Raw genomic sequence first — 14110 nt, forward strand, 5'->3', positions numbered from 1 at the left:
GGCTTGTCAACCCGGCAACAGCTGCTGCCTCTTCAGGCGCCGAGTGAGCCCAGCACGCGTTGCAGCCTGTCCCGGGTTGTATCCGTGCATGCTTGCATCGGTTCGCGCAGCTCGTCTGCCATCAGGTTTTGCAACTGCAACGCTGCCTTCACCACCGCCGGGTTGGGCTCGGCAAACGCCAGCTTGATCCAGGGCAGCAACCGGAAGAACGTACCACGCGCGGCAACCCAGTCACCGCTGTCGACCTGCTGCAGCATGCGCACATACAGGTCGGCGCGCACGTGTGCGGAGGCCGAAATGGCCCCGGCCCCCCCCAGGCACAGGTTGTTGAAGATCTGCAGGTCTTCACCGGCCAGCACCTGGGCATGGCCATCCTCGATCAGGGCCAGGGTAGTCTCGCTGTCGCCGCCGCAATCCTTGACGGCCGCAATGCGCGGGTGGCGCACGATACGGCGCAGGGTTTCACGCTCGATGCGCACCCCAGTGCGATAGGGAATGTCGTACACGATCACTGGCACGCGGGCGGCATCGGCTACGGTAGCGAAGAAGGCTTCCAGGCCGGCCTGCGATGGGCGGATGTAGCACGGTGCGGGGACCAGCAGCCCGCCAATATCACGCTGCTGAATTTCAGCCTGGAAGACCAGCAGCTCACGCAGGTTGTAACCCGAAAGGCCCATCACCACCCTGCCCGGCTCCACCCAGGCCAACACCGCATCCAGCACCGCCAGTTGCTCGGCCTTGGACAGTGCCGCCGCCTCACCCGTGGTACCGCACACCACAAACCCGGCCACGCCGTCCTCGAGCAGCTTCTTCACCAGCTTTTCCAAGGCGGCAAAGTCGATTTCATTGGCGCGCATTGGCGTGACGAGGGCGATCCAGATACCACGGAAATTCGACATGCAAAAACTCCTGATGTTGACCGAAAGTCAGCGTCAGAGGGTGAAGAGTCGAAGTGGTCTGGCAGGGATACCTGGCGCCTTCTGTCTCGTCAGCCCACCTGACGAGACAGCGCGCCTCGGTCAGATGAGCGGCTGTTTCTTGGATTTCTTGGCAACGGCAACGCACGCGCCTGCCTGGGCAATGAAGCCCGAAGCGAAGATGGCGTGGTTGGACATGGACATGGGGGAAGCCCGTTGCGCGAATTAGGCTGGATAATGGTGGAGCGACACGCGCGGTGTCAACCCTCGACCTTGCTGTAGCGTCGCAAAGCTCGAAGCCGGCTCAGTGCAGAAGCCTGAACTTTCGTTCACCGTGCATACAGCGACATTTGGGGCGATGACTTGATGAGGAGAGGGTATGTCGGCAGGCGAATGCCTGGATGTGCGGTATGGTTACCCGGTAAGCAAAACCTGATTTGCGGAGACCCACATGTTTCGTGTTTTTGAACGCTGGCTCGACCCCTTCCCCCCTGACGAAGTGCCGCCACCCCCGGTGGGCCTGCTGCGCTTCATGTGGGCCTGCACCCGGGGCGCTCGCGGCTACATCCTTGCCCTTGCATTGCTCAGTGCCGGGGTGTCGGTTTACGAAGCCTGGCTGTTTGCCTTCCTCGGCCAGGTGGTCGACCTGCTCTCGAACTGGCAGGCCGGGGGCGCCGTAGGTGCTGAGGAACGCCGTGTGCTGTGGGGCATCGGAATCGTCCTGGTGGCCAGTATCGGGCTGGTGGCATTGCGTACCATGGTTCAGCACCAAGTGCTGGCGATCAACTTGCCGCTGCGGTTGCGCTGGGACTTTCACCGGCTGATGCTGCGCCAGAGCTTGTCGTTCTTCTCTGACGAGTTTTCGGGCCGGGTCACCACCAAGGTGATGCAGACAGCCTTGGCGGTACGCGAGGTGCTGTTCACCGTCATCGAAATACTGCCCGGCATCGGCGTGTACTTCATTGCAATCATCGCCCTGGCGGGTGGTTTTGCCCTGAAGCTGATGCTACCGTTCATTGCCTGGCTGGCGCTGTTCGGGCTGGCCATGCTGTACTTCGTGCCACGCCTGGGCAAGGTCGGGCAGGAACAGGCCAACGCGCGGTCGTCGATGACCGGGCGGGTTTCCGATGCCTACACCAACATCACGACGGTAAAGCTGTTCTCGCACTCCAGGCGCGAAGCGCACTTCGCCCGCGCGGCCATGGAGGACTTCAAGCAGACCGGCTTTCGCCAGATGCGCCTGGTCAGCCAGTTCGAAATCGTCAACCAGGCGCTGGTGGTGGGCTTGATCTTCGGCGCCGGCGGCTACGCACTGTGGCTGTGGCACCAAGGCCAGGTCGGCACCGGTGCCGTCGCGGCAATCACCGCCATGGCCCTGCGTATCAACGGGATGTCGCACTGGATCATGTGGCAGATGACCTCGTTGTTCGAGAGCATCGGCACCGTGCAGGACGGCATGGCTACCCTCACCCGCGGCCCCAAGGTGCAGGATGCAACCGATGCAGGCGAACTGGTGACTCAGGGCGGCGCAGTAACGTTCGACAAGGTCAGCTTCAACTACAACGGCGAGCGCCAGGTGCTGAACGACCTGAGCCTGCACATTCGCCCAGGCGAAAAGGTCGGGCTGGTCGGCCGCTCTGGCGCAGGCAAATCCACCTTGATCAACCTGCTGCTGCGCTTCTATGACGTGGACAGCGGCGTCATACGCATTGATGGGCAGGACGTCGCCAAGGTCACCCAGGACAGCCTGCGCAGCGCCATCGGCATGGTCACACAGGACACCTCGCTGTTGCACCGTTCGATTCGCGACAACATCGCCTATGGCCGCCCGGACGCCACCGAGGCGCAGATACGCGCTGCTGCTGCCAATGCTCAAGCCGACGGGTTCATCAGCCAGCTCAGTGACCGCCAGGGCCGCAGCGGCTACGACACCTTGGTGGGCGAACGCGGTATCAAGTTGTCCGGCGGCCAGCGCCAGCGCATCGCCATTGCCCGGGTGATGCTGAAGAACGCGCCGATCCTGCTGCTGGACGAAGCCACCAGCGCGCTGGACTCGGAGGTGGAAGTTGCCATTCAGGAAAGCCTGGATGAAATGATGCAAGGCAAGACCGTCATCGCCATCGCCCACCGGCTGTCGACGATCGCGGCCATGGACCGGCTGATCGTGATGGATGAAGGCCGCATCATCGAGCAAGGTACCCACGCTGAGTTGCTGGCGAAACAGGGCACCTATGCCCGGCTGTGGCAACACCAGAGCGGCGGGTTCCTGGGTGAGGACCAAGGTGTGGCCGAGGCGGTGGAATAGGCCTTAGCCAAACACATGCGAGGGGCGGCGCAGCACCGGGTCGAACGGGTTGACCCGTTCGCCGATCGCCGCCGCCTCACGCTTGAGCAAAGCCACCACAGTCGGCATGCGGTTAGGCCCAAGGCGGTCACTGATGGTCGCCACGCTCAGCGCAGCCACAGCGTGGCCGTTGCGGTCGAGAATCGGCACAGCCAGGCCGGCCATGCCGTCTAGCACGCCGGTATTGCGCCCGGCATAACCCAGGCTGCGCACATTGTCGATTTCGGCACGCAGCAGCACTTCGTCGTAATGGTGAAAGTCCTTCAGCCGCGGCAGGTTGTAACGGATTACCTCGTCACGTTCTTCCTCAGGCAGGAAAGCCAGAATGGCCAGGCTGCCCTGCCCCACGCCCAAGGCCACACGGCCGCCGATGTCGCCGGTAAAGGTGCGGATCGGGTAAGGCCCTTCGCTGCGGTCCAGGCACACGGCGTCAAACCCCGAACGCGCCAGCAGAAACAGCGAATCCCCCAGCGAAGCCGACAGCCGCAGCAGGCTGGGGCGCACCACATCGCGCAAATTGCCGGCCTGCCCGGCCTTGGCCGCCAGGGCAAAGAAATCCAGGCTCAGGCGGTAGCGCTTGCTGGTCGCACACTGGTCGACCATGCCCTCTTCGATCAGGCTGCGCAGTAACCGGTGTGTGGTGGGCTGTGCCAGGCCAACCCGCTGGGCCAGCTGGCTGACCTTCTCGCCCTCGCCACCGCAGTCGCCCAACGCACGCAACACGGCGAACAAACGGGACACGGCACTGACACCCACTTCCCTGGCTTGCTCATTTCGTTTATCGGAATCCATTTTTCGCTAAACCCTCTCAAATTTCATTGAGTGGAATAATTTCAAAATAGCTGTCACTCAGTGAAATTACCCTTTGTCGCCATCCTAATCATTGCCCTACTCTCCGGTCCATAGGGCGATATCACAACATCGGCCGCCGCCACAGAAGCGAGCGCCAACGTCCGTAAAAGCATTGCTTTTCGCCGCTGGCGCTCTGCCCACCCTGAAACTGCCGGTTTACCCCGGTTCCGTTTGCGATGGAGCACAGCCATGACCTTTCTGTTGATCGACAAACTCTGCAAGCGCTATGGCGCCACGGAGGCCGTGGCCAGTTCGTCACTGGCCATCGAAAAAGGCGAGTTTGTCTCCCTGCTCGGCCCTTCCGGCTGCGGCAAGACCACCACCCTGCAGATGATTGCCGGCTTCGTCGAGGTCACCAGTGGCCGCATCGTGCTCGATGGCCGCGACATCACCCACGCCAAACCGGCCAGCCGCGGCCTGGGCGTGGTGTTCCAGAGCTACGCGCTGTTCCCACACATGACCGTGCGCGACAACGTTGCCTTTGGCCTGCGCATGCGCAAGGTGGCCAATGCCGACATCGCCCGCCGCGTCGACCAGGCGCTGGCGCTGGTGCGCCTGGACAAGCACGCCGACCGCTACCCCCGGGAACTGTCCGGCGGCCAGCGCCAGCGTGTGGCACTGGCCCGCGCGCTGGTGATCGAACCGCCCGTGCTGCTGCTGGACGAGCCGCTGTCCAACCTGGACGCGCACCTGCGTGAAGAAATGCAGTTCGAGATCTGCCGTATCCAGCATGAAATCGGCATTACCACGTTGATGGTCACCCACGACCAGGCCGAAGCCTTGTCGATCAGCGACCGGGTGGTGGTGATGGAAGCCGGGCGCATCACCCAGGTCGATGACCCTTACCGCCTCTACGAACACCCGGGCACGCCGTTCATTTCCGACTTTGTCGGCAAGGCCAACCGCCTGCGTGGCGTCACCGGCCCCGGCGGCCAACCGCAGGCGGCGGCCCAGGGGCCGCTGACCCTCAGCCTGCGCCCGGAAAAAATCAGCCTCGGCCCGGCGGGCAGCGGCAAACTGGCAGGGCGCATCAGCTGCCGCTACTTCCTCGGCAGCCAGTGGCTGTACCGCGTTGATACTGCCCTGGGCAACCTGGCCGTGGTCCGCGCCAACGATGGCAGCGCGCCGCTGGACGAAGGTGCGCCGGTCGGCCTGGACTGGAACGATGCCCTGCTGCGGGTACTGAACGCGGCCGAGGTGGCGGCATGAGTACGGCAAAACTGCGCAACAACGCCTGGGGCTACGGCCTGAGCAGCCCGGCCCTGCTGTTGTTCCTGGCCTTGCTGGTGATACCGCTGGGGTTGACCGTGCTGCTGTCGTTCAACGCGTTCGACTACACCAGCGGCATCCAGGCCGGCCAGTACACCCTCAGCCATTACCTGAGCCTGGTGACCGACACCTATTACTACGAGATTTTCTTCCGCACCTTCTGGATCAGCGCCCTGGTCACCTTGCTGTGCGTGCTGATCGGCATCCCCGAGGCCATGGTGCTTAGCCGCATGGGCGCGCCGTGGCGCTCGATCTTCCTGATCCTGGTGCTGACCCCGCTGCTGATTTCGGTGGTGGTGCGCGCCTTCGGCTGGAGCCTGCTGCTGGGCTCTGACGGCTTGATCAACCAAGGCATCAGCGCCCTCGGCGGGCAGCCGGTCAAGCTGCTGTACACCCCGTTTGCGGTGATCATCGGCCTGGTCCACGTGATGCTGCCGTTCATGATCATCCCGGTATGGACCTCGTTGCAGAAGCTCGACCCGGCCGCCGAGCAGGCTGCACTGTCGCTGGGCGCCAGCCAGTGGACGGTGTTCCGTCGCATCGTGCTGCCACAAATCATGCCCGGCGTGCTGTCGGGCACGCTGATCGTGTTCGGCCTGGCGGCCAGCTCGTTCGCCATCCCCGGCCTGCTGGGCGGGCGCCGATTGAAGATGGTCGCCACCATGATCTACGACCAGTACCTGGCCGAACTGAACTGGCCGATGGGGGCCACCCTAGCGGTCGCCCTGCTGCTGATCAACCTGCTGGTGATGCTCAGCTGGAACCGGCTGGTGGAACGCCGCTACAAACGCGCACTTGGAGTTTGAACCCATGACCCGTAACGGCCCGCTGGCCCTGTCTTTTCACGCCCTGGTGATGCTGTTCATGCTCGCCCCGCTGGTGGTGGTGTGCCTGGTGGCATTCACCCCGGAAAACACCCTGAGCCTGCCCACCGCCGGCTTCTCGCTGCGCTGGTTCAGCGCCGTATTCGAGCGCGCCGACTTCCTTGACGCGTTCTACAACAGCCTGAAACTCGCCGCCCTGGCGGCCTCGCTGGCCACCTTGATCGCCGTGCCCGCAGGCCTGGCGCTGACCCGCTACAGCTTCCCGGGCCAGGGCTTTGTCAACGGCCTGCTGCTGTCACCCATCATCATCCCGCACCTGGTGCTGGGTGTGGCCCTGCTGCGGCTGTTCGCCTTGCTTGGGGTCAATGGCAGCTTCGCCTGGCTGGTGTTCGCCCATGTGGTGGTGATCACCCCCTACGTGCTGCGCCTGGTGCTGGCTGCCGCCATTGGCATCGACCGCAGCGCCGAGCAGGCCGCACAGAGCCTGGGCGCAGGCCGGGTCACGCTGTTCTGCAAAGTGACGCTGCCAATGATCTTGCCGGGGGTGGCCGGTGGCTGGCTGTTGGCGTTCATCAACAGCTTCGACGAAGTCACGCTGTCGATCTTCGTCACCTCGCCCGCCACCCAGACCCTGCCCGTGCGCATGTACGTGTACGCCACCGAATCGATCGACCCGATGATGGCCGCCGTTTCGGCGCTGGTGATCGCCGTCACCGCCCTGACCATGGTCGCCCTGGACCGGGTATACGGCCTGGACCGCGTACTGGTGGGCAAGCAATGACAAGGAATGCCCCTATGCCCCTGTTCAAGCGCGTGGCCGAGCACGACCGCGAGCCGCTGCCCTTTTTGCTCGACGGCCAGCCAGCCCAGGGCATGAACGGCGACACCCTGCTGACCGCCATTCTGACCAACGCCACGCACCTGCGCGGCAGCGACTTCAACGCCGAGCCGCGCGCCGGTTTCTGCCTGATGGGCGCCTGCCAGGACTGTTGGGTACGCCTGCAGGATGGGCGCCGGGTGCGCGCCTGCTCGACCTTTCTGGAAGCCGGCCAGTGCATCACCCGCGACCCGGGGCGCCGGCCATGACTGCAATCGTGATCATCGGTGCCGGCCCCGCCGGCATCCGCGCCGCGCAAACCCTGGTGGCCCATGGCGTGCGCCCGGTGCTGCTGGACGAAGCCAGCCGCGGTGGTGGGCAGATCTACCGCCAGCAGCCGGCCAACTTTCGCCGGTCGGCCAACGCGTTATACGGCTTCGAGGCCGCCAAGGCACAAGCCGTGCACACCACCCTTGAGCAACTGCGCGGGCAACTCGACTACCGCCCGGATACCTTGGTGTGGAACGCCGAGCAGCAGGTGCTGGACACCTTGCAGCAGGGTGAGTTGGCCGACCGCCTGGCGTTCGACCGGGTGATTGTCGCCACCGGCGCCACCGATCGCGTGTTGCCGATCCCCGGCTGGACCTTGCCTGGGGTCTATACCCTGGGCGCTGCACAGATTGCCCTGAAGTTCCAGGGCTGCGCCATCGGCGAGCGGGTGGTGCTGGCAGGCAGTGGGCCGCTGTTGTACCTGGTGGCCTATCAGTACGCCAAAGCCGGCGCCACGGTCAGCGCAGTGCTCGACACCTCGCCGTTCAGCGCCCAGGTACGTGCCCTGCCACGCCTGCTGCTGCAGCCGGGGACCTTTGCCAAGGGCCTTTACTACCGCGCCTGGCTTGCCCGCAAAGGCGTACCGGTGCACCAGGGCGTAACCCTGCTCGGCATTGACGGTGAACAACGCGCCAGCGGCGTTCGCTGGTCACTCAACGGCCAGCAGCATCAACTGCCCTGCGACGCTGTGGCCTTCGCCCACGCCCTGCGCAGCGAAACCCAGCTGGCCGACCTGCTGGGCTGCGAGTTTGCCTGGAACGCCCTCAACCGCGCCTGGCTACCGGTACGTGACCCCCAGGGCCGCGCCAGCTGCCCCGGCGTGTACCTGGCCGGCGACGGTGCCGGCATCCTGGGTGCCGATGGTGCGGAAATGACCGGCGAACTGGCAGCCCTGACGCTGCTGGCCGACCTCGGCAAGCCTGGCAACCCGCAACGCCAGCGACAGCTGGAAAAGCGCCTGGCCACGTTGCAGCGCTTTCGCCAGGGCCTGGAGCAAGCCTTCCCGTTCCCCGAACAATGGGCCAGCCAAGCCTCGGACCTGTTGACCGTGTGCCGTTGCGAGCAGGTCAGCGCCGGAGAAATCCGCGCTACCGTGCGCGCCGGGCACTGGGAAATCAACCGGGTCAAGGCCATGTGCCGGGTCGGCATGGGCCGCTGCCAAGGCCGTGTGTGCGGCGCCGCTGCCGCCGAGCTGATCGCCTGCGAAAGCGGTCGGCCCATTGATCAGGTCGGGCGTTTGCGCGGCCAGGCACCCGTCAAACCGCTGCCCTTTGGTCTGGAGATAAAGCCATGAGGCTGCTTGAAATGGACGCCATCATCGTCGGTGGCGGCATCGTCGGCAGCAGCGCTGCCTTGACCCTGGCCCGTGCTGGCCAACAGGTGGCGCTGCTGGAGCGCGACTTCTGCGGCTCGCATTCCAGCGGGGTGAACTATGGCGGCGTGCGCCGTCAGGGACGCTCGCTGGCCCAGCTGCCGTTGTCGATGCGCGCCCATGCCATCTGGGGGCAGCTGCGCGAATGGATCGGTATCGACGGCGAGTATGCCCGCAGCGGGCACCTGAAGCTGGCCCGCAGCGAAACCGATTTCGATGCCCTGAGGGCCTATGCACGCCGTACCCAGGCCTTTGACCTGCGCCTGCAACTGCTGGAGCGCCGTGAACTGCGCCAGCGCTTCCCCTGGGTGGGCGACATCGCCGTCGGTGCCTCGTATTGCCCCGAGGATGGCCACGCCAACCCTCGCCTTGTATCGCCGGCGTTCGCCGAGGCGGCCCGGCACAGCGGGGCCGAGGTGCACGAGCAGTGCAAGGTGCTTGATGTAGACCACGACGGCCAGCGCTTCAGCGTACTCACCAGCAACGGCCAGTGCTTCAAGGCACCCTGGCTGTTGAACTGCGCCGGCGCCTGGTCGGCGCAGCTGGCCGAACAGTTCGGCGAACCGGTGCCACTCACCGCCGCCCACCCGGCCATGCTGGTCACCGAGCCGCTGCCGCTGTTCATGACCGCCAGCACCGGGGTCGAAGGCGGCGGTATCTACGCCCGCCAGGTAGCGCGCGGCAACTGCGTGCTCGGCGGCGGGCGAGGCTTTGCCCTGACCCCGACCACCGCACGCCCGGGCCAGGCCGCCGTGCTCGACATATTGCGCAACGCCACCGAACTGTACCCGGCCCTGGCCGGCGCCCAGGCCATCCGCACCTGGAGCGGCACCGAAGGCTACCTGCCCGACGACGAACCAGTGCTTGGCCCCAGCCTGCGCCAACCCGGCCTGCTGCATGGCTTCGGCTTTGCCGGCGCGGGTTTCCAGATTGGCCCGGCGGCGGGTGAAGCACTGGCGCAATGCATCCTGCAGGGCGCACCCGACATCAGCCTGGCGGCCTTTTCCATCCACCGTTTTCAGCCCAACTACCACCACAAGGAAAACCTGTCATGACGCACAAGCAACGTTTGCTCGCCCTGTTCTGCACCGTGCCCGGCCTGTTCGCCTGCCTGCCCGCCATGGCCCAACCCACGCTGTACCTGGGCATGAACGGCGGCACCATGGAACGGCTGTTCAGCGACAACATCCTGCCCCGGTTCGAGAAGGCCAACGATGTAAAGGTGGTGATCGTGCCCGGTACCTCGGCCGACATCCTGGCCAAGGTCCAGGCTACGCCGAACAAGCCGTCGATCCATGTGATGGTGCTGGATGACGGCATCATGTACCGCGCCATTGGCATGGGGCTGTGCAGCACGCTCAAGCCCAACCCGACCCTGGCCCAGCTGCCGGAAAAGGCCCTGATCAAGGACAAAGCCGCCGCCGTCAGCCTGGGGGTAACCGGGCTGGCCTACAACAGCCGCCTGTTCAAGGAAAAGGGCTGGGCCGCACCCACCTCGTGGAATGACCTGGCCGACCCGCGCTTCAAAGACAAGGTGGTGTTCCAGTCGATGGCCTCGTCCACTTTCGGCCTGCACGGTTTCCTGATGTACAACCGCCTGCACGGCGGCACCGATACCGACGTCAACCCGGGCTTCGCGGCCTGGAAGCAGAACGTTGGCCCGAACGTGCTGGAGTACATCCCCAACTCGGCCAAGCTTTCGGAAATGGTGCAAACCGACGAAGCCGCGCTGTTCCCGCTCACCCCCACCCAGGTGACGGCACTGAAGCTCAAAGGCATCCCGGTGGAGTACGCAGCGCCCAAGGAAGGCGCCGTGGTGCTCAACCAGGCCGAATGCGTCACCGCCAACAACGACCAGCCGGAGCTTGCGCAAAAGCTCGCCGAATTCCTGCTGAGCCCCGAAGCGCAGGCACCGGCTCTGGAGCTGGGTGACCAGATCCCGTCCAACCCCAACACCCCGACCAGCGACAAGACCCGCGGCCAGGTCGAGGCCATGCAGACCTACCTGCAAACGGCCGTGACCATCGACTGGGACCAGGTCAACACCCAACGTCCGGAATGGAACGCCCGCTGGAATCGCCAGATCGAGCGATAGGCCGAGGCCACCTGGCCCGCTGCCGGTACCTCAGGTGCCGGTCGGCGGGCGCACCACCCGCTTGAGCCCTCTGTAAACGTTCGAATGCTCTGCCCTGCACAGGCGCGGACAGGGCTTCTGCACGCCTGCAAAACGGCTCAGGCCCCCCTTGCATCACGCTGCCACCTAACTAGAACAAGCAAACGGAGCATGAAATGAGCATCAACACACTCGGCGTCACCGCCCTTTTGCTGGCGTCTGCCAGCCCCTTGCTGCAGGCCAGCGAGCAGTCCGAATCGGCAGGGTTCATCGAAGGCAGCAAGCTGTCTGTCAAGGCACGCAACATGTACATGCAGCGTGACAACCGCGCCAGCGGCGCACGGCAAAACTACGGCGAGGAATGGGCCCAAGGATTTATCGGTACCTTTCAGTCCGGCTTCACCCAAGGCACCGTCGGCGTTGGCATCGACCTGATCGGCCAGTACGCCTTCAAGCTCGACACGGGTGACGGCCGCACGGGGGGCGGTACGGGCTTGCTGGAGCAGGACAGCCATGGCGCCAAGCAAGACATGAGCAAAGCCGGCGCAGTGCTGAAAATGCGCGCGTCCAACACCGTGCTCAAATACGGCACGCAGGTCATGGCAGTGCCTGTGCTGGCCACCTCCGACAGCCGCCTGCTGCCGGAAACCGTCGACGGTTTCTCGCTCACCAGCAAGGAAATCCGCAATCTGCAGTTGGACGCGGGGCACTTCACCGGCCTGACCAACCGCAACCAGTCATCCCGAGACAGCGGGCACATGACCGCCGTGGACTACCTAGGCGGGGTGTACACGTTCAATGAGCGGCTCTCCAGCAGCCTGTACTACGCCAAAACTGCCGAGCACTTTCGCAAGTACTACGTGAACACCCGCTACCTGTTGCCGCTGGGTACCGGCCAGTCGCTGAAGTTCGACTTCAACGCCTACGACACGCAAAGCATCGGCCAGGCCCGCAGTGGCAACCTGGACAACCGCATCTGGAGCCTGGGCGGTACCTGGACGCTGGGTGCTCATGCCTTCACCCTGGCCTACCAGAAGGTGTCCGGCACCGGCGACTACGTGTACGGGCCAGACGGCAACGCGGTCTACAACTTTGCCAACTCGGTGCAGTATTCGGACTTCGACTACGAGAACGAAAAGTCCTGGCAGGCCCGCTACGACCTGAACATGGCCGCTTATGGCGTACCGGGGCTGAGCTTCATGACCCGCTATGTGAAAGGCACCGACTTCAAGAGCGGCACCGGCGGTGACCTGAATGGCAATGCCTGGGAGCGTGACGTTGAAGTGCGCTATGTGGTGCAGGCCGGCGTAGCCAAGGACCTGTCGTTCCGGGTGCGGCAGGCCAGCTACCGTAGCTCGGAGCGTGGCGGCCAGATTGATGAAGTGCGGGTGATTACCGAGTACCCGCTCAATATTTTCTAAGGGCATGTACCGCCCGCTCCTAAAGGGTTGTGCAAGCAAGGCACCCTGCACGATACCTGTGGGAGCGGGCTTGCCCGCGAAGAAGGCAACGCAATTCCCCAGCCATGCCGCCTCAAGCCATCACTGGCTGCAACAACGCCTGCGCCTCATACAGCGTCGGCAGATACCGCAACCGAATTTCATCCACGCTCAGGCGCGAAGCATGGGTCGTAATGGTGAGCGTTGCTTTCAGCTGCCCGGCCCGATCCAGCAGCGGTACCCCCAACACACGCATACCCACCTCGTATTCCTGGTCGACCATGCAGAAGCCTTGCGTTTTCACCCGCAGCAACTCCGCCTCCAGCAGCCCACGGTCGATCTGTGTGTAAGGCGTCAGTGCCCGCAGCTGGTTGCGTGCAAAGTAGTCATCCCACTCGTTTTCATCCAGCCAGGCCAGCCATATCCGTCCCCCCGCCGTGCAATACATCGGCACCCGCGAGCCTGGCCTGATCGACAGCGACGCTACATGGCTGTAGCGACTGCGCACCAGGTGGATGATCTCGTCGCCATCGCGGGTGCCCACTGATACATGCTCCTGGGTCTGCCGCGCCACCTGCTCGACAATCGGCCGCAGCATGCGCGGCAATTGTGCCGAGTCGACATACGCCTGGCCAAGGCGTAACGCCTTGGGCGTCAGCCAGTACTCGCGGCTGTCGGTTTCGGCAAAACCCTCATGCACCAAAGTGAGTAAAAAGCGCCGGGCAGCGCTGGGCGTAAGGCCAGACAGCCTGGCTGCCTGCGGCACGCTCAGCCGTGGCTGCTCGGCGCTGAACAGTTGCATCAGGGCCAGGCCTTTCTGCAAGCCGGCAATCAGGTCACGGGGGTGAATGGCGGGAGTGTTCATGCCTTCAACTCGCTAGCAGGGAGAAAAACAGCCGATTATCGCGATAACCGAAACATGGCTGCGATTATCGCACTAAACCACCGATCAGCGCATTGTTGCCCACGCCCCGCTGCTTCACGCTGACCGCCATAACAACGCCAATAAGGAGGTCAGCATGATTCGTGGTTCCACTGAACTGGTCGCCATCGTCGGTTCGCCCATCGCCCAGGTGAAGTCCCCGGAAAACTTCAACACCTGGTTCACCCACAACAATTGCAACCTCGCCATGCTGCCCATCGACCTGCACCAGGCGGCGCTGGACAGCTTTGCCGACACCCTGCGCGGCTGGCAAAACCTGCGCGGCTGCGTGGTCACCGTGCCGTACAAGCAGGCCCTGGCCAACCGCCTGGACAGCCTGAGCGAACGCGCGGCGGCACTGGGATCGGTCAATGTGATACGCCGCGAGCGCGACGGACGCTTGCTGGGCGACAACGTGGACGGCGCCGGCTTCCTGGGCGCTGCGCATAAGCATGGCTTCAAACCGACGGGCAAGCGGGCATTGGTGATCGGTTGCGGCGGTGTTGGCAGCGCCATCGCCTATGCGCTGGGCGAGGCAGGTATTGCCGGCATTACCCTCAGCGACCCCAGCACAGCGCGCATGGGGGCGGTGTGCGAACTGCTCGGCAATGCCTTCCCTGCGCTTACGGTCAGCACACAGTTCAGTGGGCTGAAAGACTTCGACCTGGTGGCCAACGCCTCTCCGGTCGGCATGGGCACAAGCGCAGAGCTGCCGCTGCGCGCCGCCCTACTGGCTACCCTGCAACCCGACACCCTGGTGGCCGACGTGGTCACGTCGCCCGAGATCACCCCACTGCTGAACCGCGCAAGGCAAGTTGGCTGCCCGATCCAGACAGGGCCGGAAATGGCCTACGCCCAACTCGGCCACCTTGGCGCCTTCATGGGCGTGACGCCGCTGGAGATCTGAAGCC

At 64.4% G+C, this 14110-nt stretch carries 13 protein-coding genes; 10 read left to right on the plus strand and 3 right to left on the minus strand.

Features of this window, described 5'->3' with window-relative positions:
- Positions 1-32: 32 nt before the first annotated feature.
- Positions 33-899 (minus strand): 4-hydroxy-tetrahydrodipicolinate synthase, encoded by an 867-nt coding sequence (gene dapA, locus APH36_RS14610; RefSeq protein ID WP_060499208.1) that lies wholly within the window; start codon positions 897-899, stop codon positions 33-35.
- A gap of 469 nt (positions 900-1368) precedes the next feature.
- On the opposite strand from dapA, the gene APH36_RS14620 reads away from it, so the two are divergent.
- Positions 1369-3222, plus strand: coding sequence for an ABC transporter ATP-binding protein (locus APH36_RS14620; protein WP_060499209.1), 1854 nt, complete (start codon positions 1369-1371; stop codon positions 3220-3222).
- A gap of 3 nt (positions 3223-3225) precedes the next feature.
- Here APH36_RS14620 and APH36_RS14625 read toward each other — a convergent pair whose 3' ends face one another.
- Positions 3226-4053 (minus strand): IclR family transcriptional regulator, encoded by an 828-nt coding sequence (locus APH36_RS14625; protein ID WP_025753220.1) that lies wholly within the window; start codon positions 4051-4053, stop codon positions 3226-3228.
- A gap of 249 nt (positions 4054-4302) precedes the next feature.
- On the opposite strand from APH36_RS14625, the gene APH36_RS14630 reads away from it, so the two are divergent.
- The 8 genes from APH36_RS14630 to APH36_RS14665 all read left to right on the plus strand — a co-directional run bounded on the left by APH36_RS14630 (position 4303) and on the right by APH36_RS14665 (position 12259).
- On the plus strand, positions 4303-5322 hold the full coding sequence (locus APH36_RS14630; protein WP_060499210.1) for an ABC transporter ATP-binding protein: 1020 nt from the start codon (positions 4303-4305) through the stop codon (positions 5320-5322).
- Positions 5319-6188 (plus strand): ABC transporter permease, encoded by an 870-nt coding sequence (locus APH36_RS14635; protein WP_060499211.1) that lies wholly within the window; start codon positions 5319-5321, stop codon positions 6186-6188. Before APH36_RS14630 ends, APH36_RS14635 begins: the two co-directional genes overlap by 4 nt.
- Before the next feature lie 4 nt (positions 6189-6192).
- Positions 6193-6987 (plus strand): ABC transporter permease, encoded by a 795-nt coding sequence (locus APH36_RS14640; protein ID WP_016714351.1) that lies wholly within the window; start codon positions 6193-6195, stop codon positions 6985-6987.
- Positions 6988-7001: 14 nt separating this feature from the next.
- Complete coding sequence (locus APH36_RS14645; RefSeq protein WP_060499212.1) at positions 7002-7292, plus strand: (2Fe-2S)-binding protein; 291 nt, start codon at positions 7002-7004, stop codon at positions 7290-7292.
- The gene (locus tag APH36_RS14650) at positions 7289-8647 is read left to right on the plus strand and encodes an NAD(P)/FAD-dependent oxidoreductase (RefSeq protein WP_060499213.1); all 1359 of its coding nucleotides are present in this window, start codon (positions 7289-7291) and stop codon (positions 8645-8647) included. The genes APH36_RS14645 and APH36_RS14650 overlap by 4 nt, the downstream gene beginning before the upstream one ends.
- Complete coding sequence (locus tag APH36_RS14655) at positions 8644-9780, plus strand: FAD-binding oxidoreductase (protein ID WP_060499214.1); 1137 nt, start codon at positions 8644-8646, stop codon at positions 9778-9780. Before APH36_RS14650 ends, APH36_RS14655 begins: the two co-directional genes overlap by 4 nt.
- Entirely contained in the window at positions 9777-10820 is a 1044-nt protein-coding gene (locus tag APH36_RS14660) for a polyamine ABC transporter substrate-binding protein (RefSeq protein ID WP_019099336.1), read from the plus strand. Before APH36_RS14655 ends, APH36_RS14660 begins: the two co-directional genes overlap by 4 nt.
- Before the next feature lie 194 nt (positions 10821-11014).
- Entirely contained in the window at positions 11015-12259 is a 1245-nt protein-coding gene (locus tag APH36_RS14665) for an OprD family porin (RefSeq protein WP_060499215.1), read from the plus strand.
- A gap of 112 nt (positions 12260-12371) precedes the next feature.
- On the opposite strand, the gene APH36_RS14670 is transcribed toward APH36_RS14665, so the two are convergent.
- Entirely contained in the window at positions 12372-13142 is a 771-nt protein-coding gene (locus APH36_RS14670) for an IclR family transcriptional regulator C-terminal domain-containing protein (RefSeq protein WP_060499216.1), read from the minus strand.
- A gap of 154 nt (positions 13143-13296) precedes the next feature.
- On the opposite strand from APH36_RS14670, the gene APH36_RS14675 reads away from it, so the two are divergent.
- Positions 13297-14106 carry a shikimate dehydrogenase gene (locus APH36_RS14675; protein ID WP_060499217.1) on the plus strand — a complete coding sequence of 270 codons (810 nt, stop codon included), beginning with the start codon at positions 13297-13299 and terminating at the stop codon, positions 14104-14106.
- Positions 14107-14110: the final 4 nt, after the last annotated feature.

This window comes from Pseudomonas sp. NBRC 111133 (genome assembly GCF_001320605.1).
GTDB lineage: Bacteria > Pseudomonadota > Gammaproteobacteria > Pseudomonadales > Pseudomonadaceae > Aquipseudomonas > Aquipseudomonas monteilii.

Excerpts from the sequence above, each read along its gene's own strand:
- APH36_RS14620 (WP_060499209.1), top strand. The coding sequence starts at position 1,369 with ATGTTTCGTGTTTTTGAACGCTGGCTCGACCCCTTCCCCCCTGACGAA.
- APH36_RS14625 (WP_025753220.1), bottom strand. The coding sequence starts at position 4,053 with ATGGATTCCGATAAACGAAATGAGCAAGCCAGGGAAGTGGGTGTCAGT.
- APH36_RS14665 (WP_060499215.1), top strand. The coding sequence starts at position 11,015 with ATGAGCATCAACACACTCGGCGTCACCGCCCTTTTGCTGGCGTCTGCC.
- APH36_RS14660 (WP_019099336.1), top strand. The coding sequence starts at position 9,777 with ATGACGCACAAGCAACGTTTGCTCGCCCTGTTCTGCACCGTGCCCGGC.
- APH36_RS14675 (WP_060499217.1), top strand. The coding sequence starts at position 13,297 with ATGATTCGTGGTTCCACTGAACTGGTCGCCATCGTCGGTTCGCCCATC.
- APH36_RS14630 (WP_060499210.1), top strand. The coding sequence starts at position 4,303 with ATGACCTTTCTGTTGATCGACAAACTCTGCAAGCGCTATGGCGCCACG.
- APH36_RS14655 (WP_060499214.1), top strand. The coding sequence starts at position 8,644 with ATGAGGCTGCTTGAAATGGACGCCATCATCGTCGGTGGCGGCATCGTC.
- APH36_RS14635 (WP_060499211.1), top strand. The coding sequence starts at position 5,319 with ATGAGTACGGCAAAACTGCGCAACAACGCCTGGGGCTACGGCCTGAGC.
- dapA (WP_060499208.1), bottom strand. The coding sequence starts at position 899 with ATGTCGAATTTCCGTGGTATCTGGATCGCCCTCGTCACGCCAATGCGC.
- APH36_RS14670 (WP_060499216.1), bottom strand. The coding sequence starts at position 13,142 with ATGAACACTCCCGCCATTCACCCCCGTGACCTGATTGCCGGCTTGCAG.
- APH36_RS14645 (WP_060499212.1), top strand. The coding sequence starts at position 7,002 with ATGCCCCTGTTCAAGCGCGTGGCCGAGCACGACCGCGAGCCGCTGCCC.
- APH36_RS14640 (WP_016714351.1), top strand. The coding sequence starts at position 6,193 with ATGACCCGTAACGGCCCGCTGGCCCTGTCTTTTCACGCCCTGGTGATG.
- APH36_RS14650 (WP_060499213.1), top strand. The coding sequence starts at position 7,289 with ATGACTGCAATCGTGATCATCGGTGCCGGCCCCGCCGGCATCCGCGCC.